The organism is Devosia sp. J20-27, from assembly GCF_055808595.1.
Window position 1 is genome coordinate 2,005,060 of sequence record NZ_CM147875.1, and the last position, 18,141, is coordinate 2,023,200.

Here is an 18,141-nt window from a genome sequence, read left to right on the forward strand (position 1 = left end):
CCCATGTCGCGCCATACCTTCCTCTGCATTGACGGCCATACCTGCGGCAATCCGGTCCGCCTCGTGGCCGGCGGCGGTCCTGATCTGAAGGGCGCCAACATGATCGAGAAGCGCGCCGATTTCCTCGCCAACCATGACTGGATCCGCAAGGGGCTGATGTTTGAGCCACGCGGACACGATGTAATGTCGGGATCGATCCTCTATCCGCCGACACGCGACGACTGCGATGTCGCCATCCTCTTCATCGAGACTTCAGGCTGCCTGCCCATGTGTGGTCACGGCACCATCGGCACCGTCACCATGGCCATCGAGAACGGCCTGATGCATCCGAGGACGCCGGGCGTCGTCAACCTCGATGTCCCGGCCGGACGCGTCGTCGCCGAGTACACCATGGACGGCGAGTATGTGGACGAGGTGCGCATCACCAATGTTGCGAGTTTCCTCCATTCGCGCGACCTCGAGATCGATTGCCCCGGGCTGGGCACGCTGACCGTCGATGTCGCCTATGGCGGCAATTTCTACTGCATCGTCGACCCGCAGAAGAACTTCACCGATCTGGCCGATGTCAGTGTCGGCGATCTGTTGCGCTGGAGTCCGGCCCTGCGCGCGGCCATGAATGAGCGCTACAGTTTCGTCCATCCCGCAAAGCCCGAGATCAAGGGGTGCAGCCACATCATGTGGACGGGCAAGCCGCAGCAAGCCGGATCGACCGCGCGCAATGCGGTGTTCTATGGCGACAAGGCGATCGACCGGTCGCCCTGCGGCACCGGAACATCCGCCCGCATGGCGCAATGGGCGGCCCGCGGCAGGCTCGCCACAGGGCAAGCGTTCATCCACGAGTCCATTATCGGGTCGATCTTCAAGGGTCGGGTCGAGCAGGCCGTCAAGGTCGGGGACTATGACGGCATCATTCCCTCGATTGCCGGCTGGGCCCGACAGACCGGACTGAACACCATTTTCATCGACGAGCGCGACCCGTTCGCGCACGGCTTCTCGCTGGTTTAGGAGACACCTATGAAGATCACCGCGATCAAGGCCTGGCAGGTCGACCTGCCGCTGCGCGAGGGCCGATACAACTGGTCCGGCGGCAACTTCATGGAGGTCTTCGACTCCACCGTCGTGGCCGTCGAAACCGATGAAGGCATTACCGGCTACGCCGAATGCTGCCCGCTCGGCTCGGCCTATCTTCCATCCTACGCCAAGGGCGTGCGCGCCGGGATTGCCGAGATCGGTCCGAAGCTGATCGGCCTCGATCCGACCGATCTCGGACCGCTCAATCGCACCATGGACGCCGTGCTGCGGGGTCATCTTTACGTCAAGGCACCCATCGACATTGCCTGCTGGGATATCCTCGGCAAGGTCGCCGGACTGCCGGTCTACAAGCTGCTCGGTGGCGCCGAGCAGGAGAGCGTCAAGCTCTATCGCGCCATCAGCCAGGAAGACGCGTCGGTGATGGCCGAGAAGATCGCGGGCTATCGCGCCGAGGGCTATACCAAATTCCAGCTCAAGGTCGGCGGTGACGCCACGGACGACATTGCCCGCATCAAGGCCTGCCGTGCCATCCTGCAGCCCACCGATATCCTCGTGGCCGACGCCAATACCGGCTGGAGCAAGGCGGACGCCGCCCGCGTCGTCAATGCCGTGCGCGACCTCGATGTCTATATCGAGCAGCCCTGCATGACGTATGAGGAGAGCGTCTCGATCCGCCGCCGCACCAGCCTGCCATTCGTGCTCGACGAGAACATCGGCAGCGTCGGTGACCTCGTCACCGGTCTTGCCGAGGATGCCTTCGACGTCATCAACCTCAAGATCTCGAAAGTGGGTGGCCTGACCAAGGCGAGGTTGATGCGCGATCTCTGCGTTGCGCACGGCATCCCGATGACCATCGAGGACACCTGGGGCGGCGATATCGTCACTGCCACCATCGCCCATCTGGCACGGTCGACGCCGGAGCGGTTCTGCTTCACGGCGACGGACTTCAATTCCTATGGCACGGTCGACATTGCCGACGGCGCACCCAAGCGCGTCAACGGCACGATGACCGCCAGCGATGCACCCGGACTTGGCATCATCCCGAAGATGGATGTGCTCGGCGAGCCGGTACTGGTGGTGACGTGAGAAGTTCGCGCTCGATCAACATCATCGGCTGCCACGCCGAGGGCGAGGTCGGCGACGTCATCGTCGGCGGTGTCGCGCCGCCGCCGGGCGAAACGCTCTGGGAGCAGTCGCGCTTTATTGCGCGCGACCAGAGCCTTCGCAATTTCGTGCTCAATGAGCCGCGCGGCGGCGTGTTTCGCCACGTCAATCTGCTGGTGCCGCCCAAGGACCCGCGGGCCCGGATGGGTTTCATCATCATGGAGCCCGAGGACACGCCGCCCATGTCGGGCTCGAACTCGATCTGCGTGGCGACCGTGCTGCTCGATGCCGGCATCGTGCCGATGACCGAACCCGAGACACGGCTGCTGCTCGAGGCGCCAGGCGGGCTGGTCGAGGTCGTCGCGCAATGCCGCGACGGCAAGGCCGAGCGCATCACGGTCACCAATGTTCCATCCTTTGCCGACAAGCTCGACGCCACCCTGGAAGTCGAAGGGATCGGCACGGTGACCGTCGACACCGCCTATGGTGGCGACAGCTTCGTGATCGTCGATGCGCGTGCCCTCGGCTTTTCGATCGCGCCGGACGAAGCGCGGGAGCTGGCCGAGACCGGTATCCGTATCACCCGGGCCGCCAACGAGCAGCTGGGCTTTACCCATCCCACCAATCCGGACTGGACGCATTTCTCGTTCTGCCAGATCGCTGCCCCGGTGGAGCTGCGCGACGGCATCCTGACTGCTGCCAATGCCGTCGCCATCCAGCCTGGCAAGATCGATCGCTCGCCGACTGGTACGGGCGCTTCGGCGCGCATGGCGGTGATGCGGGCCAAGGGGCAGATGCAGGTCGGCGACCGCTACCTGGCGCGGTCGATCATCGGCTCGGAATTCCTCGGTGCCATTCAGGCGGACACAGAGATCGCCGGACGCCCGGCGATCATTCCGACCATCACCGGCCGGGCGTGGATTACCGGCACGCGGACCGAGATGCTCGATCCTGCCGATCCCTGGCCCGACGGCTATCGCCTCTCCGACACCTGGCCACGGATCAACCCATGACGCAGCGGATCAGCTATGGCGAGCTCGTTGCGCTGCTGACGGCGATCTTTGTCCGGCATCGCTGTTCCGATCACGTCGCGCAATTGCTCGCCGAGAACATGGCCGGCGCCGAACGCGATGGGGCGCATAGTCACGGCATCTTTCGCATCAAGGGCAATCTTGGCTCGCTCGACTCCGGCTGGGTCGATGGCACGGCCGTGCCGGTCATCGAGGATGTGGCGCCGGGCATGCTGCGGGCCGACGGCCGCAACGGCTTCTCGTTGCCGGCCCTGGCTGCGGCGCATGAGCCGCTCGTAGCCAAGGCGCGCGCCAATGGCATCGCCATGTTGAGCGTGCGCAAGGCGCATCACTTCAGCGCCGTGTGGCCCGACATCGAACCGTTTGCGCGCGAGGGGTTCATCGTGCTCGCCACAGTGAACTCGATGGCCAGCGTGGTGCCGCATGGCGGTCATCGCAAGGTCTATGGCACCAACCCGATGGGCTTTGCGGCGCCGCGCGACGGCGCTGATCCACTGGTCTTCGACCAGGCATCGAGCGCCATGGCCAATGGCGATGTGCAGATCGCGGCGCGCGAGGGCAGGGCGCTGCCGCCAGGCACCGGCGTTGACCGCGACGGCAGGCCGACGACCGATCCCAAAGCCGTGCTCGACGGCGGCGCGCTGCTGCCCTTCGGCGGTCACAAGGGTTCGTCCATCGCCATGATGATGGAGATCATGGGGGCGGCACTGGCGGGCAGCGACTATTCGTTCGAGATCGACTGGAGCGCCTATCCCGGTGCGGCAACGCCGCATGGGGGTCAGACCTATATTCTCATCGATCCGGCGCGCGGCGCGGTGAACTCATTCTCCGCGCGGCTGGAAGTGCTGATCGATGAAATCCACGACGCCGGGCAGTCGCGGCTCCCCGGCGACCGCCGCTACGCCAACCGCCGCGAGGCCGAGGTGCATGGTATTGCGCTCTCTGACGAGGATCTGGCCGAACTGCGGCAACTGGCACACGGCTAGGCTGGCCGCGTGCCGTCTGCCTTAGCCGACGCGACCGAAGAGGTTGTGGAGATGCGGGATGTGCTTGACGATCTCGTCGCTCACTGCCGTCATCTGCGCGAAGACCGGGTCCGGAATGCTGCCTGACATGGCGGAGGTCACCTCGGCCACCTGCGCCGTATTGCGACCGCCGATCAGCACCAGATCGACCCCCGGTTGCTGCATGGTCCAGCGGATGGCCAGATGGGAGAGCGGCCGTTCGGCTTTTTCGGCGATGGCTTTGAGCTTTTCGACGCCCTCGTAGACGTGCGGCCAGATATCGCTGCGGAAGGGCAGGATGTTATGGCGCTGGTCGCCTTCGCGCAGGCCGGGATCCCTGCCGAATTTTCCGGTGAGGATGCCGTGCGCCATGGTCGAGTAGGTGATGACCTTGATGCCGTTCTCGACGCAATAGGGGATGACGTCGGCCTCGGCGAAGCGCCAGAGCAGGTTATAGCCCATCTGGTGCGCGTCGATGGTGCCGACCTCGGCCACCTGTGCCATCTCCTCGACGGAGAAATTGCTGACCCCGACAGCCCCGAGCTTGCCCTCGGACCGCGCCCGCTCAAGGCCCTCCATGACCGGCCGCATGTCGCGCCCGGTCCGCGGCCAGTGGATGTAGTAGAGGTCGATCTTGTCCACGCCGAGCCGGCGCAGGCTGCCCTCGACTTCGGCATACATGGCTGCGGCAGTGCTCTCGGCCGGGTCGGACTTGGAGGCAATGAAGACCTCGTTGCGCCGCTGTCCAATGAACTGGCCGTAGAGCTCCTCGGAATGTCCCTTGCCGTAGCCGGCCCCCGTATCGAAATGACGGATGCCGCCATCAAAGGCCGCCTGCATGGCGGCGAGCAGGTTGGCGTCCTCCTCTCCCGGCGAGGCGTAGGGAACGAACCATGAGCCGCCGAAGCCGAGCGGTGCCTGGATGAGCGGGCTTTTGCCGATGGTGAGCGTACGTACCGAGGAGTCGATTTGTGTCACGTGATCGTCCTGAGGTCAGTTGTCAGATGGGGCGGACACGTACATGCGGCGGCTCGCCGGCCTGCAAGGCGCGAATGGCTTCGAACTGGGCACAGTCGGGAGCCATTTCCATGATCTCGATGCGGTTGCCATCGGGGTCGGTGACCCACATGCCGCGGTTGCCATCGACGCCCCGCTTGTCCGCGACCAGTGGAGCCGACGCTTCGAGGCCCACGGATTTCAGATGCGCCGCAGTTGCCTCGATGTCATCGGTGGTGAGGCAGAGATGGTGGACGCCGGTGTGCTCCGGACCAACGGCCTTGCCGCCGTCGCCGCCCGGAAACAGCTCGATATAGAGTTCATCTGTCACCTTCACATAGGCGATCCACGGGCGGCCGTCTTCCTGCGTCAGCCGGAGGAACTCCGGAAAGCCGAGCTTGCGGTAGAATTCGAGCGATGACTCGAGGTTGTTCACGCGCAGTGCGACGTGTCCCAGGCTTTTGAATGCCGGCATGTTGTCCTCCCTGGACGGTTTGGTGACTAGGTGCTTTCCCGCACCACGAGTTCGGGGTCGATCAGCGTCACGCGCGGTTCGGGCGCATCATCGCCAGCCGCAATCAGACGCACGAGACGGTCGACCGCCATCCGGGACACCACGTCGACGGCGTAGTTCATGGTCGATAGCGGCGGTTCGGCGAATTCGGTCAGTTCGATATTGTCAAAGCCCATGATCGCGACGTCCTGGGGAATGCGCCGGCCGTTCTTGCGGCACCAGCGCAGCGCGCCAAAGGCCAGTGAATCGTTATGGGTGAAGACGGCAGTGGGCGCATTGCCCACGCTCATCAGGCTGTCGAGGGCGTAAAAGCCGCCGGTAGCGTAGTGACCGTCCGTTGACACCACGAGATCGGGGTCGAATGGCAGTCCGGCCTCGGCCAGCGCCTGTTGATAGCCTTCAAATTTCTCGTTGTTGCCGTTCGCATTGAATGGATCGAGAAAGCCGATGCGTTTGTGACCGAGCCCGATCAGATGGCGGATGGCGCGCTGGGTGCCGCTGCGGTCATCGACGCTGACCACATCGAGCCCCGCCCCGGCGCCAGCGATCAGCAGGACCACCGGAAAGTGCCGCCGGACGTCTGCCAGATGCTTCAGGTCGTGGTGGACTGCCGGATAGACCAGCATGCCATCGACCCGCCGCGACCGGAACATCTCGATCAGTCGCTTTTCTTCGCTGACCTTGTGGTTTGACGTGGCGAATAGCGTGCCGTAACCGCGCTCGGCGAGTGCCAGTTCCACCTGCTGGGCCGTGCGCGTCAGCGTCGGGTTCATGATGTCGGTCAGGATGAGGCCGATGGTCTTGGTCTCGCGGCTGACCAGCGAGCGGGCGACGTGGTTGGGCTGGTAGTTGAGCTCATCGGCGACCCGGCGAATGGTGTCGCGGGTTTCCACCGGAATGCGAGGACTGTCGCGCAGCGCCAGGGACACCGTGTTGGCCGAGAAACCGGTCTTGGCCGCGATGTCCTTGAGGCGGGTGGTGACTGAGCGCATTATCGGGATCCGTTCATGTGCTGGCTGCGACCCAAGGGGGACGCCTAGCTATGACAGGGGCCGCAAGGGCGCAAGCGGGTGCCCGGCATCATGCCGGTTGCCGGTCTTGGCGCAGTCGCGCAATCGCCTTGAGCTGCAGAGAGTCGGGGTCCATCTGCATCAGTTCGATGCGGTTGCCATCGGGATCCTCGATCCAGGCCTGCAGGTTTCCGTCCAGCGCGCGCTTGAGCGGCAGCAACAGCGGGATGCCCACCGCCTCGAGCTCGCCCACCAGTCGTTCGACGTCGTCGACTGCGAGGCACATGTGGTTCATGCCATTGGCATTCCAGCCAGGGGCGCGGTCATTCTCGGCGCCGGTAAACACTTCCAGATACTGGTCGTCGGTGATGCGCAGGTAGACGAGCCAGACGCTGCCGTCATCATGGTTCAGTCGCATCATTTCGGCAAAGCCCAGCTTGCCAGTGTAGAACTCAAGCGTCCGGTCGAGATCCGTCACCTTGATAGCGACATGCGCAATACCCGAGATGCCCTGCATGATTCCTTCTCCCCCTGTTCACCGTGTTTGACACACATTTGTGTGAACGTTAATACGCGCCCGATCTTAGGCGCTCGTCCAAAACTGTCAACTTTCATGTGCTTTTCGGCGGATGATATTTCGGATTGACCATCGCAGGCACACCTGTCAGATTAACGCTAATACATGACCGACCCCTAGATAAAGGCGGCGGTCCTGAGGAAGAGGAGGGGGAAATGCGCGTCCGCTGGAGCCGCTGGTCGCCTCAACTGGCTTTGACGCCCGCAGTGCTCATCACGCTTGTCGCCTTCATCGGGGCGATCGGCTGGACCATCTATATGAGCCTGACGCGCTCGCGGCGCTTTGCCGAGTACGAGATCGACTGGACCGAGTGGGCCCGGCAGTACGAGCGGCTCGCCAAGGACAAGGGCTGGCTGATCTCGCTGCAGAATCTGGTCATCCTCGGGATCGGCTCGACGCTGGCGATCGTCTTCGGTTTCATCCTGGCCGCATTGATCGAGCGCGAACGGCGTGGCGAAGGCTTTTTCCGCACCGTCTTCCTCTACCCGCTGGCCGTGTCGTTGATCGTCACCGGCGTTGCCTGGCGCTGGATGTTCAATCCCACGCTGGGCATGCAGACCTTCTTCGATTCCGTCGGGCTGGGCTTCATCAAGTTCGACTGGCTGTCCAAGCCCGAGACCGCCATGTACGGCATCATCCTCGCCTATATCTGGCAGGGGGCGGGCTTCTACATGGCGCTGATGCTGTCCGGGCTCAAGTCCATCAACACCGAGATCTGGAGCGCCGCGCGGCTCGATGGCGTCAGCGTCTGGCGGCTTTATATCGAGATCATCATCCCGATGATGAAGTTCACCTTCCTCACCTGTGCGATCCTGCTGTCTCTGGGCGTCGTCAAGGCCTATGACGTGGTCGTGGCCATGACCAATGGCGGGCCCGGACAGTCGACCTGGGTGCCGGCCTATTTCACCATCAACGCCTATTGGGCCAAGTCCAACCTCGGCTACGCTTCGGCCGCCGCTGTGGTGATGCTGCTGATCACCGCCGCGATCTTCCTGCCGCTGGTGCTGCTGACCGCGCTCCGCGAGCGCAGCCGGAAGGGGGTCGCATCATGACCACTGTCGTCGAACGCGCCGCCACCACTGTCGGTGAAGTCGCCGTCGAGCGCGCGCCGCGGTTTCCACGTCGCAAGAAGGGGATTTCCGGGCGCTCGATCGCCATCCTCGTCTTCCTGTCGATCTGCGCGCTGTTCTTTTTCGTGCCGCTCTACGTCATCATCACGACGTCGTTCAAAACCATGGAGCAGATCCGGCAGGGCGAGATCTTCAGCCTGCCGAGCCCGTTCACCCTGGATGCCTGGTGGAGCGCATGGGACCATGCCTGCTCGGGCATCAACTGCGATGGTCTCAAGGTCGGCTTCTGGAACTCGGTCTATATCCTGTTCCCCAGCCTGATCTTCTCGCTGGTGCTCTCCTCGATCACCGGCTACGCGCTGGCGCTGTGGAACGTCAAATGGGCGGGGACCTTTCTCTTCGTCCTCTTCATCTGCGCCTTCGTGCCGTTCCAGATCATCATGATCCCGTTGATCATCCTGAGTTCGGGGCTCAAGGTCTACGGCAGCGTGTGGGGCATCGCCATCGTCCACGCGGTGCTCTCGATGCCGATCCTGACGCTGATCTTCCGGAACTACTACAAGGGCATTCCGCAGGAGATCATGTCTGCGGCGATGATGGACTCGGGCTCGTTCTGGAAGATCTTCATCGAGATCATCCTGCCGATGTCGGCCAACATCCTGATTGTCGTGCTGATCCTGCAGATCACCTCGGTGTGGAATGACTTCCTCATCGGCCTCACCTTCGGTGGCCTTGGCACGCAGCCGATGAGCGTGGTGCTGGCCAATGTGGTGATCACCACCACCGGCGAGGTCCGTTACAACGAAAACATGGCGGCAGCCCTGCTCACCGCCATTCCCCCGCTCTTCATCTATTTCGTCCTGGGCAAATTCTTCGTCCAGGGCATCACAGCCGGTGCGATCAAGGGATAGCCATGCCTCGCGTTCAATTCGAAGACATCATCAAGACCTACGGCCGGCTGCCGGTTCTCAAGAACCTCGACCTGACCATCGAGGACGGCGAGTTCGTTGTTCTCCTCGGCCCGTCAGGGTGCGGCAAGACCACGCTGCTCAATCTGCTGGCCGGTCTGCTCGACATCACCGCCGGGCGCATCACGATTGGGGATAGGGACGTCACTGATCTCGATCCCAAGGACCGCGGCCTCGCCATGGTCTTCCAGTCCTATGCGCTCTATCCGACCAAGACCGTGGCCGGGAACCTGAAGTTCGGCCTCTCGGCGCAAAAGCTCGACAAGGCCGAGATCGACAAGCGCGTCAACTGGGCAGCAAAGCTGCTGCAGATCGAGTCGATGCTCGACCGCAAGCCCGCCCAGCTCTCCGGCGGCCAGCGCCAGCGCGTCGCCATCGGCCGCGCGCTGGTCAAGAATGTCGACGTGTTCCTGTTCGACGAACCGCTCTCCAACCTCGACGCCAAGCTGCGGACCGAGATGCGGCTCGAGATCAAGAAGCTGCACGACGAGCTCAAGTCCACCATTGTCTACGTCACCCACGACCAGATCGAAGCCATGACCATGGCGACGCGGATCGCGGTGATGAATGGCGGCGTCATCCAGCAGTTCGACACGCCCGACGAGATCTACACCCGGCCGCAGAACCTGTTCGTTGCCGGCTTCATCGGCTCGCCCGCCATGAACCTCAGAGCAGGCCGCATTTCGGCCGGCGCCGGTGGGGTCAGTGCCGAACTCGACGGGGTCAAGGTGGCCCTCGACCGCTATCCGTTCACGACGCCGCCCAAGGATGGGCAGTCCGTGGTTGTCGGCATGCGACCCGAGCATTTCAGTGCGCCGGACGAAGCGGTGGCCGACTCTGCCGCCACCTTCCGGCTGCCGCTGCAATATTCCGAACGCACCGGAGCCGAGGCGACCGGTTACCTCAAGTTCGGCGACAGCCTCGTGTCGATCCGCATGGATCCCGAGCGCATCACGAAATTCCGGCAGGGTGAAGAACTCGCCGTGGCCTTTCCGCAATCCAAGCTGCACGTCTTCGACGAGGCGAGCGGGACGCGTCTCTAGCGGCGCGGGCAGCATATCTCAGCCGGCACAACCGGCTGGAGCCTTGCACCAGACAAGGCGAAGTGAATGGGCAAAAACAACCGCGCCAGCCCGGCGCAAGAGGGAGAAGACCATGAAGCGCACACTACTGGCGGGCCTCACCGCCGCATTCCTGATGGGCTCTGTGCCCGTTGCCAATGCCGTTGAACTCATCGTCTATCACGGCTGGTCCACGCCGTCCGAAGTGGGAGCGCTCAACGTCTTGCGCGATTCCCTCGAATCTAAGGGTCACACCTGGAAGGATCTGGCGATCCCGCACAATTCGGGCGTCAACGTCTCGATCGTCAACATGGTGACCGGCGGCGAGCCGCCCAATGCCTTCGTCAACTCCGACCCGGGCATCTTCCGCGACCTCGCCGGCCTCGGCCTCGAGCGCGACCTGACCGACTACTACAACGAGATCGGCGCTACCGAGAACTTCTTCCCGATCATTCGCGATCTGTCGACGGTCGATGGCAAGATGGTCAAGATCCCGCTCTTCATGCACATCGACGGCATGGTCTACTGGAACAAGGAAGTCGCCGAGAAGGCCGGTGTCGATCCGTCGTCCTGGCAGAATGTCGACGAGATGATCGCCGACTTCGACAAGGTCAAGGAAGCCGGCTTTGTCGCTGCTGCCGTGGGCAGCCAGGCGTTCCAGGTCGGCTACCTGTTCCACGCCATGCTGGCTGCCATCGGCGGACCGGAAATCTACAACCGCATGTATTCGGAAACGCCCGATCCCACGGTCTTTGAAACGCCCGAGTTCAAGAAGACCATCGAAGTGCTCCGTATCTTCTCCGAGCAGGCAACGCCCGAGAGCGAGAACCGTCCCTGGAACGAGACCACCAATACCGTGGTCACCGGCAAGGCGCTGTTCCACATCATGGGCGACTGGATGAAGGGTGAGTGGCTGGCGGCCGGCAAGGTCCCCGGCGTCGACTTCGGCTGCGAAGTGATCCCCGGCGCCAAGGCGGTCCCCGTGACCTCCGACGCCATGGGCATCCTCGGCGGCCAGAGCGAAGAAATCGACAAGGCCGAACTCGACCTCGTCGCTGCCTTCGTCGACCCGGTGGTTTCGGCCAAGGCCAACCAGCAGAAGGGCTCGACCTCGCCGCGTGCCGACGCGCCGACCGAGTACCGCGACGCCTGCAATCAGGTGGCCATGGACGCCCTCAACAAGCCTGGTGCCCAGGTGCTGAACCCGTTCAACGTCATCGACGCGGACTGGAACAACGGTATCTGGAACACGATGTTCAACTTCTGGTCGGACAAGTCGCAGACCGTCGATGATGTCATCTCGGCGCTCCAGGACGAGCACGACGCCATCTTCGGCTGACGCGTCAAATGTCCGGGCACATAAGCCCGGCTCGAACGACAAAATGATGGGGTGCCGCAGCCGCGGTGCCCCATCTTTTCTTGTGCCGACCGACGTCCAAATCCCTATCCAGACACCCTGCAGCGCGACGGAAGTCGATTTCTGGAATGATACCAGTTTGAATCCAGTGAAAAAAAGTGCGAAGAAAACCGCATCTGGACTCAATGCCACGGGAGGCGAGATGGAAGAGGAGGTGTTGCTGAGGCATCTGGCCGCGGAACTGGCTGCCATCGACACGGCGACCCCGCTGCATCGACGGCTGCGTTCGGCCATTGAAAATGCGGTAAAGTCAGGCTTTTTGAAGCCTGGTGCCAGCTTGCCCGGCGAGCGCGTCATTGCCGAGGGGCTGTCCCTGTCACGGGTAACGGTGCGCAAGGCCATCGAATTTCTGGTTGGCGAGGGGCTTCTGCATCGGCGTCACGGCGCCCGCACCGAGGTCGGTTCGCGCGTCGAGAAGTCACTGTCGACGCTGACGAGCTTTTCCGAGGACATGTCGGCGCGCGGCCTCTCTCCGGGAACCATATGGCTTTCCAAGCAGATCAGCCGGCCGTCTCCGGCCGAGATGATGGCGCTCGGGATTTCGGCTGAAACGCAGGTGGTGCGCATGCGGCGTATCCGTACCGCGGACGGCATGCCGCTGGCCCTGGAAACTTCAACAGTGCCAACGCGCTACCTCCCGTCCACGGACCTAGTGAAGGATTCGCTGTACGAAGCCCTCGCGTTGCGCGGGGCCATGCCGCAGCGGGCGGTGCAGCGGATGCGTTCCCGCCTGGCATCGCCGACCGATGCCGAACATCTCCACTGCGAGATCGGCTCGCCGCTTCTAGTGATGGAACGCCGCTGCTTTCTCGCAGACGGGCAGATCGTCGAACTCACGGAGTCACGCTATCAGGGTGACGTCTACGACTTCGTTCTGGAATTGCGACGATAATACCAGTCATAAACTGGTTGTAATCTGGTATGCACTTGCTACCGTGACCCCACTCAAGCAGGGGGTTGATGTTGCTGCGTGCAGTTCTCGAGAAAAGCCTGATCGTGTCCTGTCAGCCGGTACCCGGCGGGCCGATGGACAATGCCGAGATGGTTGTCGGCTTTGCCCTGGCGGCGCTCGAGTCGGGCGCCACGGCACTTCGCGTCGAGAGCATCGACTATGTGCGGGCCGTCCGGGCCGCCACCACGGCGCCCATCGTCGGCATCATCAAGCGTGACCTCACCGACACCGCTGTTCGCATCACGCCCTGGATTGCCGACGCCGAAGCGCTCGCCGATGCCGGCGCCGATATCGTCGCCTTTGACGCGACGTCACGGCCGCGCCCCGCCAGTGTCGCCGACCTGATCGAGGCCGTGAAGGCCAAAGGCAAGCTGACCATGGCCGACTGCTCGTCTGTGGACGATGCGCGCGCCGCGCTCGCCGCCGGTGTCGATTTCGTCGGCACGACGCTGTCAGGCTATGTCGGCGGTCCCGAGCCGACAGAGCCGGATCTGGCGTTGATCGCGGCCATGCGCAAACTCACGCCATACGTCATTGCGGAGGGACGTATCCGCACCGTCGACCAGGCAGCCGACGCCGTCAGGTCGGGAGCCTATGCCGTTGTGGTCGGCTCGGCCATCACGCGCACCGAACACATCACGTCGTGGTTCAAGGCAGCCGTCGATGATGCCAATCGCGACCTGCATGCGCGTGCCGATCGGGTGCTGGCGATCGATATCGGCGGCACCAAGATCCTTGCCACCATCGTGAGCGCGGGCACGGTGCAGCGCGAAGCCGTGATGTCCACGGCCCGATCGGAAGGTCCCGACCGCTGGATCGCCGGGCTGGTCGAGGAAACCCGGTCGTGGCGCGGCCAGTTCGACCGGCTGGCCATCGCCGTCACCGGCTTCGTCGATGACGGCAGCTGGTCCGCCCTCAACCCGGCGACGCTGGGCATTCCCGAAAACTATCCGCTGGTCGACAAGCTGAGTGCTGCCTTCGATGTGCCCGTCTTCGCCGCCAATGACGCGCAGTCGGCTGCATGGGGCGAGTACCGCTACGGCGCGGGGCAGGGCGAGGACGTTGTCTTTCTCACCATCTCCACCGGCATTGGCGGCGGCGTTGTCGTCAACGGGCGCCCGATGCTGGGTCTTGCGGGGCACTTCGGTCTGATCCGCGGTCCTTCTGGCGGCGTGGCGCCGATCGAGGATCACGTCTCCGGCCGCTGGATCGCGGCCGAGGCCCGGCGCGCTGGCCACGACGTCGCGGCGCCGGCGGTGTTTGCCGCTGCCCATGCCGGCGAGAGCTGGGCCGACGACATCCTGCAGCGCTCGGCAAGCCAGGTGGCGGTGCTCTGCCACGACATTCAATTCATGTTCGATCCCCGGCGCATCGTCATCGGTGGCGGGATCGGACTGGCGCCCGGTTATCTCGAACGCGTCAGCGCAGCACTTCCGCAGTCCAGATCCCGGCTTCGGCCGAACCTGGTTGCGGCACAACTGGGAAGCCATGCCGGGGTGATCGGTGTGGCCGACCTGGGATCGACGAAGCGCTAAGTCCTCGTCTTTTGCGTAACACCGCAACGGCAAGGCTGGCGAACCAACTCTGCAACAAGGAAGGGAACCCATGCTCAACTCAATCAAGACCAAGGCGTCCATTGCGGCACTGTTTGCCGCCGGGCTCGCATTCTCGACATCGGCTGAAGCCGCGGTAACAGTTCTGGGGTGGCCCGGCGGGTCGGAAGAGACAGCGCTGCGCGCGGTTGTCGAAACCTACAACGCCAAGGACTCGGTGAGCGCCGACGACAAGGTCGAACTGCTGTTCTTCAATCGCGAAGGCTTCTACGACAAGCTGCAGGCCGACATGGCGGCAGGGTCGGACGCGTTCGACATCAACCTCCTCGCCACCTACGCGATCGGCCGCTACGCCCCGTACATGGAGCCGGTCGATCTGGGGGCGGAGGCCGTCACCACCTATGGCGAATCCGTGCTCAAGACCATGCGGTACGAGGGCAAGCAGTATGGCGTGCCGACCGATCTCTCGCTGCACTTCATGTACTACCGCAAGGACCTGATCGACGCGCTGCTGGCAGACGATGCGGCCAAGGCCAAGTTCGCCGAGATCAGCCAGAAGTATCTCGGCAAGGCCCTCGAGCCCAAGGATCCGGACAGCTGGACCTGGGAGGACTGGGCCGCCACCGCGCTCTACTTCAGCAAGGACGTCAATCCGGACAGCCCGGTCCGCTACGGCACTGTGCTGCAGCTCAAGAACCTGCTGTTCAACATGATGATCTTCCAGTCCCTGCCGCGCGCCTATGGCGCCGACTGGATGGATGCATCGGGCAACATCACCGTCGATTCCGAGGCCTACCGGACCGGTCTCGAACTCTACAAGACGCTCTATGATGCCGGGGCCTCGCCCAAGGATTCGCTGAGCTATGAGTATGCCGAGACCAACGCGGCATTCGGCGCGGGTCAGGCGGCAACGGCTCTGCAGTGGAACGCCGCTGCCGGTGAACTGACCGACGCCGAGAAGTCGCCGGCGATCGCCGACAGTGTCGGCATCGTCGCGCCGCCAGCCGGCCCGGACGGGCGGGCCGACCACATCCACGGTCTCGGCCTCGGGCTCAACAAGATGGCCAAGAACAAGGAAGGCGCCGTCAAGTTCCTGCAGTGGCTCGCGACCGAGGAAGCCGCCCTGCAATATGCGACATCGGGTGGTTCGCCTGCCCTGGCTCCAGAGCTCGTCGCCAAGATTGCCGACCAGCGTCCTGACCTGGTCAAGCTCGGCGAATTTGCCGGCGCCTATGGCTACGTCATGAATGGCGGCACATCGGCAAATGCGCTGTCGATCTACGAACTCCAGGCCAAGGAGTTCACCGGCTACTGGGCTGGCCAGCAGACCCTCGACGAGGCTCTGGCCAACACCACGGCCGGCATGGAAGAGCTGCTGAAATAAGCCATCCTCTGCGGCGTGGGCGGCTCGGGCCGTTCACGCCGCAACCCAGCTCCCAAAGGAAAATCATGGAACTCGAACGCCGTCCGGAATGGAAACTCCTCACCACGCCACTGGTCGGCTTCCTGCTGCTGTTCCTCGCCTTTCCTGCGCTGGTCAATCTCGTCTACTCGGTGTCGACCGTCACCTTCCAGACGCTGCGCAGTCCCTCTCTGTCCGGCCTGGGCAATTATGTCGACGTTCTCGGTGACGGCGACTTCTGGCGCGCCAACTGGTTTTCGCTGCGGTTCGGCGTCCTGACGGCTGTGCTCGAGTGCCTGCTCGGACTGGGCCTCGCAATCTTTCTCTCGCCGCTCATCGAAAAGCGCTCGGCGCTGATGGCCCCGCTCATGCTGCCGCTGATGGTGGCGCCGGCCATGGTGGGGCTGATGTATCGGCTGGTCCTGCATGAATTCGTCGGCCCGGTGCCGCACTATCTCTACGCCTGGTTTGGCGACAGCCCGGCCTTCCTCAATGTCGAGAACGCTTTCTGGACGCTGACCGTGGTCGAGACCCTGCAGTGGACGCCTTTTGCCTTCCTGCTGTTCTACATGGCCTATCAGGCCATCCCCGGTGACGTGCGCGAGGCCGCCTCCATCGATGGCGCGTCCTCGCTGCAGATCCTGACCACCATCGACCTGCCGCTGATGCGTCCCACCATTGTGGTGGCCTTCTTCGTGCGGTTCATCGACGGGTTCCGGGTCTTCGACAATGTCTACACGCTGACCGGCAGCGGAGCAGGCGGCTCGACCACATCGCTCTCCATCTACATCTACCAGGCCTTCTTCAAGCAGGGTGCCATCGGCAAGGCGGTGGCGGCGTCGGTGATCCTGTTTGTTGCTTCGTTCGCCGTGCTCTACGCCATCAATTGGCTGGCCAGCCGGAAGAAGGGTTCGCTCTGATGCTCAACGCCCTGCGCTGGATCGTTTTCGGTATCGCCGCCCTGGCGATGAATTTCCCGGTCATCGTCACGGTCATCACCTCGTTCAAGTCGGCCAAGGAACTGTCGGTCAATCCCGGCTTCTGGATCAACCAGCCGACCTTCGACAATTATCTGAACGTGCTCCAGGTGAGCGACCGGCTCAACATCTTCGGCTATTTCTGGAACAGTCTGACCGCCTCGCTGATCGGATCGGGGCTGGCCATCGTCCTGGCCTTCCCGGCAGCCTACGCCATGGCGCGCGGCGGCTTCGGCCGCAAGCTGCTGCTGCCGGCTATCGTCAACCTGCGCGCCGTGCCGCTGATCATCTTTGCCATTCCGCTTTACATGATGTTCCAGTGGCTGGGTCTGCTCGATACGCAACTCGGCCTCGGTCTGATCTTCACCGTGGTCAACCTGCCGCTGGCGCTGATCATTCTCGTCAATGCCATATCGGACGTCCCCATCGAGATCGACGAGGCGGCCAAGATGGATGGCGCCGGTGTCATGCACGTCATGTTCGGCATCATCCGCCCGATCGTGCGGCCGGCACTGATCACGGCATTCATCTTCGGTTTCATCACGGCCTGGAACGAGTTCCTGTTCGGCCTCATGCTGACCACCAGCAAGGCCGTGCCGATGACCGTCGGCGCCTCGTTCTTTTTCGCCGCCAGCGGCGGTGGCGTGCAGTGGGGCGTCGCCTCCGCCGTCATGATCCTCGGCGCCTTGCCGCCGATGCTGCTTGGCCTCGTGATGTACCGGCAGATTTCCGGCTCGATGACGGCTGGCGCCATCAAGGGATAGGCACGGGCGACGGCGCCGGGGTTGCTGGTATCAGCCTGCAAATGTCCGATGCGTCGCGCCGCGGAAATGTGCTTCCAGCGCCGCCACAGCAGCATCCACATCCCGAGCTTCCAGCGCGTCGATGATCGCCAGGTGTTCGTCGATCGTCTGCAGCAGTGCACCACGGAAGCCCGGCCGACGGTGCACCAGTTGCGCCATCTGGATGTTCGCCTGCAGCCGCTGGTGGGTGGCCAGCACCGCCTTGTTGTCGAGAGCTTCGACGATCTCGCGGTGCAGTCTGCCGTCGAGGCGGACAAACCTTTCCTGCGCGCGCTCAAGAATGTCGTTCGTCAATTGCGTCCGGCAGTCTTCATGGCTCGCTCGCATGTTGGCCAGCCAGTCCTCGGTGACGTTGCCGCCAAAGCTGCGCAGGGCATAGACCTCGATCATGATGCGGAACTGGTAGTTCTCCCGGATGAAGGCGACTTCCGGGTAGACGATCCGGATACCCATGCGCGGCCGGATTTCCACCAGACCGAACTCTTCCAGCAGCACCAGCGTCTCGCGCAGCGGCGAGAGTGACAGGCCGAGCAGTGCGCACAGCTCATGCTGGGTGACGATCATGCCCGGCTGCAGGCGGCCATCCTGCATGGCCTCCCGGAACCGTGTGTAGCCGTCGGTGGTCTGGGCGCTGTCACTCATTGTTCGCCTTCTGCTTCCTCGCCTCAAC

The 18,141-nt window shown here is 63.4% G+C and carries 18 protein-coding genes; 13 read left to right on the forward strand and 5 right to left on the reverse strand.

The window, feature by feature from the left end; all coding sequences use genetic code 11:
- Nucleotides 1–3 precede the first annotated feature (3 nt).
- From AC0L4C_RS09815 to AC0L4C_RS09830, 4 genes are read left to right on the forward strand one after another with little or no spacing between them, the layout of a single operon-like run.
- Complete coding sequence (locus AC0L4C_RS09815; protein ID WP_473399353.1) at nt 4–1,005, forward strand: 4-hydroxyproline epimerase; 1,002 nt, start codon at nt 4–6, stop codon at nt 1,003–1,005.
- Between the two features lie 9 nt (nt 1,006–1,014).
- Complete coding sequence (locus tag AC0L4C_RS09820; protein ID WP_473399354.1) at nt 1,015–2,118, forward strand: cis-3-hydroxy-L-proline dehydratase; 1,104 nt, start codon at nt 1,015–1,017, stop codon at nt 2,116–2,118.
- Complete coding sequence (locus AC0L4C_RS09825) at nt 2,115–3,149, forward strand: trans-3-hydroxy-L-proline dehydratase (RefSeq protein WP_473399355.1); 1,035 nt, start codon at nt 2,115–2,117, stop codon at nt 3,147–3,149. Before AC0L4C_RS09820 ends, AC0L4C_RS09825 begins: the two co-directional genes overlap by 4 nt.
- On the forward strand, nt 3,146–4,153 hold the full coding sequence (locus AC0L4C_RS09830) for an Ldh family oxidoreductase (RefSeq protein ID WP_473399356.1): 1,008 nt from the start codon (nt 3,146–3,148) through the stop codon (nt 4,151–4,153). Before AC0L4C_RS09825 ends, AC0L4C_RS09830 begins: the two co-directional genes overlap by 4 nt.
- A 21-nt stretch (nt 4,154–4,174) precedes the next feature.
- On the opposite strand, the gene AC0L4C_RS09835 is transcribed toward AC0L4C_RS09830, so the two are convergent.
- The 4 genes from AC0L4C_RS09835 to AC0L4C_RS09850 all read right to left on the reverse strand — a co-directional run bounded on the left by AC0L4C_RS09835 (nt 4,175) and on the right by AC0L4C_RS09850 (nt 7,208).
- A complete protein-coding gene (locus tag AC0L4C_RS09835) occupies nt 4,175–5,149 on the reverse strand; it encodes an aldo/keto reductase (protein WP_473399357.1) in 975 nt (324 codons plus the stop codon).
- Between the two features lie 22 nt (nt 5,150–5,171).
- Nucleotides 5,172–5,642, reverse strand: a complete 471-nt coding sequence (locus tag AC0L4C_RS09840; protein WP_473399358.1) for a VOC family protein — start codon at nt 5,640–5,642, stop codon at nt 5,172–5,174.
- A gap of 26 nt (nt 5,643–5,668) precedes the next feature.
- A complete protein-coding gene (locus tag AC0L4C_RS09845) occupies nt 5,669–6,673 on the reverse strand; it encodes a LacI family DNA-binding transcriptional regulator (RefSeq protein WP_473399359.1) in 1,005 nt (334 codons plus the stop codon).
- Nucleotides 6,674–6,761: 88 nt separating this feature from the next.
- A complete protein-coding gene (locus tag AC0L4C_RS09850; RefSeq protein WP_473399360.1) occupies nt 6,762–7,208 on the reverse strand; it encodes a VOC family protein in 447 nt (148 codons plus the stop codon).
- A 215-nt stretch (nt 7,209–7,423) separates the two neighbouring features.
- Here AC0L4C_RS09850 and AC0L4C_RS09855 point away from each other — a divergent pair, with 215 nt between their 5' ends.
- The 9 genes from AC0L4C_RS09855 to AC0L4C_RS09895 all read left to right on the forward strand — a co-directional run bounded on the left by AC0L4C_RS09855 (nt 7,424) and on the right by AC0L4C_RS09895 (nt 17,432).
- Nucleotides 7,424–8,320 (forward strand): carbohydrate ABC transporter permease, encoded by an 897-nt coding sequence (locus AC0L4C_RS09855; protein WP_473399361.1) that lies wholly within the window; start codon nt 7,424–7,426, stop codon nt 8,318–8,320.
- Nucleotides 8,317–9,249, forward strand: coding sequence for a carbohydrate ABC transporter permease (locus AC0L4C_RS09860; RefSeq protein WP_473399362.1), 933 nt, complete (start codon nt 8,317–8,319; stop codon nt 9,247–9,249). Before AC0L4C_RS09855 ends, AC0L4C_RS09860 begins: the two co-directional genes overlap by 4 nt.
- Nucleotides 9,250–9,251: 2 nt before the next feature.
- On the forward strand, nt 9,252–10,349 hold the full coding sequence (locus tag AC0L4C_RS09865; RefSeq protein WP_473399364.1) for an ABC transporter ATP-binding protein: 1,098 nt from the start codon (nt 9,252–9,254) through the stop codon (nt 10,347–10,349).
- A 112-nt stretch (nt 10,350–10,461) separates the two neighbouring features.
- Nucleotides 10,462–11,706 carry an ABC transporter substrate-binding protein gene (locus AC0L4C_RS09870; RefSeq protein WP_473399365.1) on the forward strand — a complete coding sequence of 415 codons (1,245 nt, stop codon included), beginning with the start codon at nt 10,462–10,464 and terminating at the stop codon, nt 11,704–11,706.
- A 220-nt stretch (nt 11,707–11,926) separates the two neighbouring features.
- Complete coding sequence (locus tag AC0L4C_RS09875; RefSeq protein WP_473403493.1) at nt 11,927–12,676, forward strand: GntR family transcriptional regulator; 750 nt, start codon at nt 11,927–11,929, stop codon at nt 12,674–12,676.
- Between the two features lie 68 nt (nt 12,677–12,744).
- On the forward strand, nt 12,745–14,271 hold the full coding sequence (locus AC0L4C_RS09880; RefSeq protein ID WP_473399366.1) for a putative N-acetylmannosamine-6-phosphate 2-epimerase: 1,527 nt from the start codon (nt 12,745–12,747) through the stop codon (nt 14,269–14,271).
- Between the two features lie 70 nt (nt 14,272–14,341).
- Nucleotides 14,342–15,673 carry an extracellular solute-binding protein gene (locus AC0L4C_RS09885; protein ID WP_473399367.1) on the forward strand — a complete coding sequence of 444 codons (1,332 nt, stop codon included), beginning with the start codon at nt 14,342–14,344 and terminating at the stop codon, nt 15,671–15,673.
- Nucleotides 15,674–15,738: 65 nt separating this feature from the next.
- Complete coding sequence (locus AC0L4C_RS09890; RefSeq protein ID WP_473399368.1) at nt 15,739–16,611, forward strand: carbohydrate ABC transporter permease; 873 nt, start codon at nt 15,739–15,741, stop codon at nt 16,609–16,611.
- Nucleotides 16,611–17,432, forward strand: a complete 822-nt coding sequence (locus AC0L4C_RS09895; RefSeq protein WP_473399369.1) for a carbohydrate ABC transporter permease — start codon at nt 16,611–16,613, stop codon at nt 17,430–17,432. Before AC0L4C_RS09890 ends, AC0L4C_RS09895 begins: the two co-directional genes overlap by 1 nt.
- A 30-nt stretch (nt 17,433–17,462) precedes the next feature.
- Here the strand turns inward: AC0L4C_RS09895 and AC0L4C_RS09900 are convergent, their stop codons facing one another.
- Nucleotides 17,463–18,113, reverse strand: a complete 651-nt coding sequence (locus AC0L4C_RS09900; protein ID WP_473399370.1) for a GntR family transcriptional regulator — start codon at nt 18,111–18,113, stop codon at nt 17,463–17,465.
- Nucleotides 18,114–18,141 lie beyond the last annotated feature (28 nt).

Excerpts from the sequence above, each read along its gene's own strand:
- AC0L4C_RS09820 (WP_473399354.1), top strand. The coding sequence starts at position 1,015 with ATGAAGATCACCGCGATCAAGGCCTGGCAGGTCGACCTGCCGCTGCGC.
- AC0L4C_RS09830 (WP_473399356.1), top strand. The coding sequence starts at position 3,146 with ATGACGCAGCGGATCAGCTATGGCGAGCTCGTTGCGCTGCTGACGGCG.
- AC0L4C_RS09860 (WP_473399362.1), top strand. The coding sequence starts at position 8,317 with ATGACCACTGTCGTCGAACGCGCCGCCACCACTGTCGGTGAAGTCGCC.
- AC0L4C_RS09840 (WP_473399358.1), bottom strand. The coding sequence starts at position 5,642 with ATGCCGGCATTCAAAAGCCTGGGACACGTCGCACTGCGCGTGAACAAC.
- AC0L4C_RS09875 (WP_473403493.1), top strand. The coding sequence starts at position 11,927 with ATGGAAGAGGAGGTGTTGCTGAGGCATCTGGCCGCGGAACTGGCTGCC.
- AC0L4C_RS09885 (WP_473399367.1), top strand. The coding sequence starts at position 14,342 with ATGCTCAACTCAATCAAGACCAAGGCGTCCATTGCGGCACTGTTTGCC.
- AC0L4C_RS09895 (WP_473399369.1), top strand. The coding sequence starts at position 16,611 with ATGCTCAACGCCCTGCGCTGGATCGTTTTCGGTATCGCCGCCCTGGCG.
- AC0L4C_RS09815 (WP_473399353.1), top strand. The coding sequence starts at position 4 with ATGTCGCGCCATACCTTCCTCTGCATTGACGGCCATACCTGCGGCAAT.
- AC0L4C_RS09880 (WP_473399366.1), top strand. The coding sequence starts at position 12,745 with ATGTTGCTGCGTGCAGTTCTCGAGAAAAGCCTGATCGTGTCCTGTCAG.
- AC0L4C_RS09845 (WP_473399359.1), bottom strand. The coding sequence starts at position 6,673 with ATGCGCTCAGTCACCACCCGCCTCAAGGACATCGCGGCCAAGACCGGT.
- AC0L4C_RS09890 (WP_473399368.1), top strand. The coding sequence starts at position 15,739 with ATGGAACTCGAACGCCGTCCGGAATGGAAACTCCTCACCACGCCACTG.
- AC0L4C_RS09850 (WP_473399360.1), bottom strand. The coding sequence starts at position 7,208 with ATGCAGGGCATCTCGGGTATTGCGCATGTCGCTATCAAGGTGACGGAT.
- AC0L4C_RS09900 (WP_473399370.1), bottom strand. The coding sequence starts at position 18,113 with ATGAGTGACAGCGCCCAGACCACCGACGGCTACACACGGTTCCGGGAG.
- AC0L4C_RS09870 (WP_473399365.1), top strand. The coding sequence starts at position 10,462 with ATGAAGCGCACACTACTGGCGGGCCTCACCGCCGCATTCCTGATGGGC.
- AC0L4C_RS09865 (WP_473399364.1), top strand. The coding sequence starts at position 9,252 with ATGCCTCGCGTTCAATTCGAAGACATCATCAAGACCTACGGCCGGCTG.
- AC0L4C_RS09855 (WP_473399361.1), top strand. The coding sequence starts at position 7,424 with ATGCGCGTCCGCTGGAGCCGCTGGTCGCCTCAACTGGCTTTGACGCCC.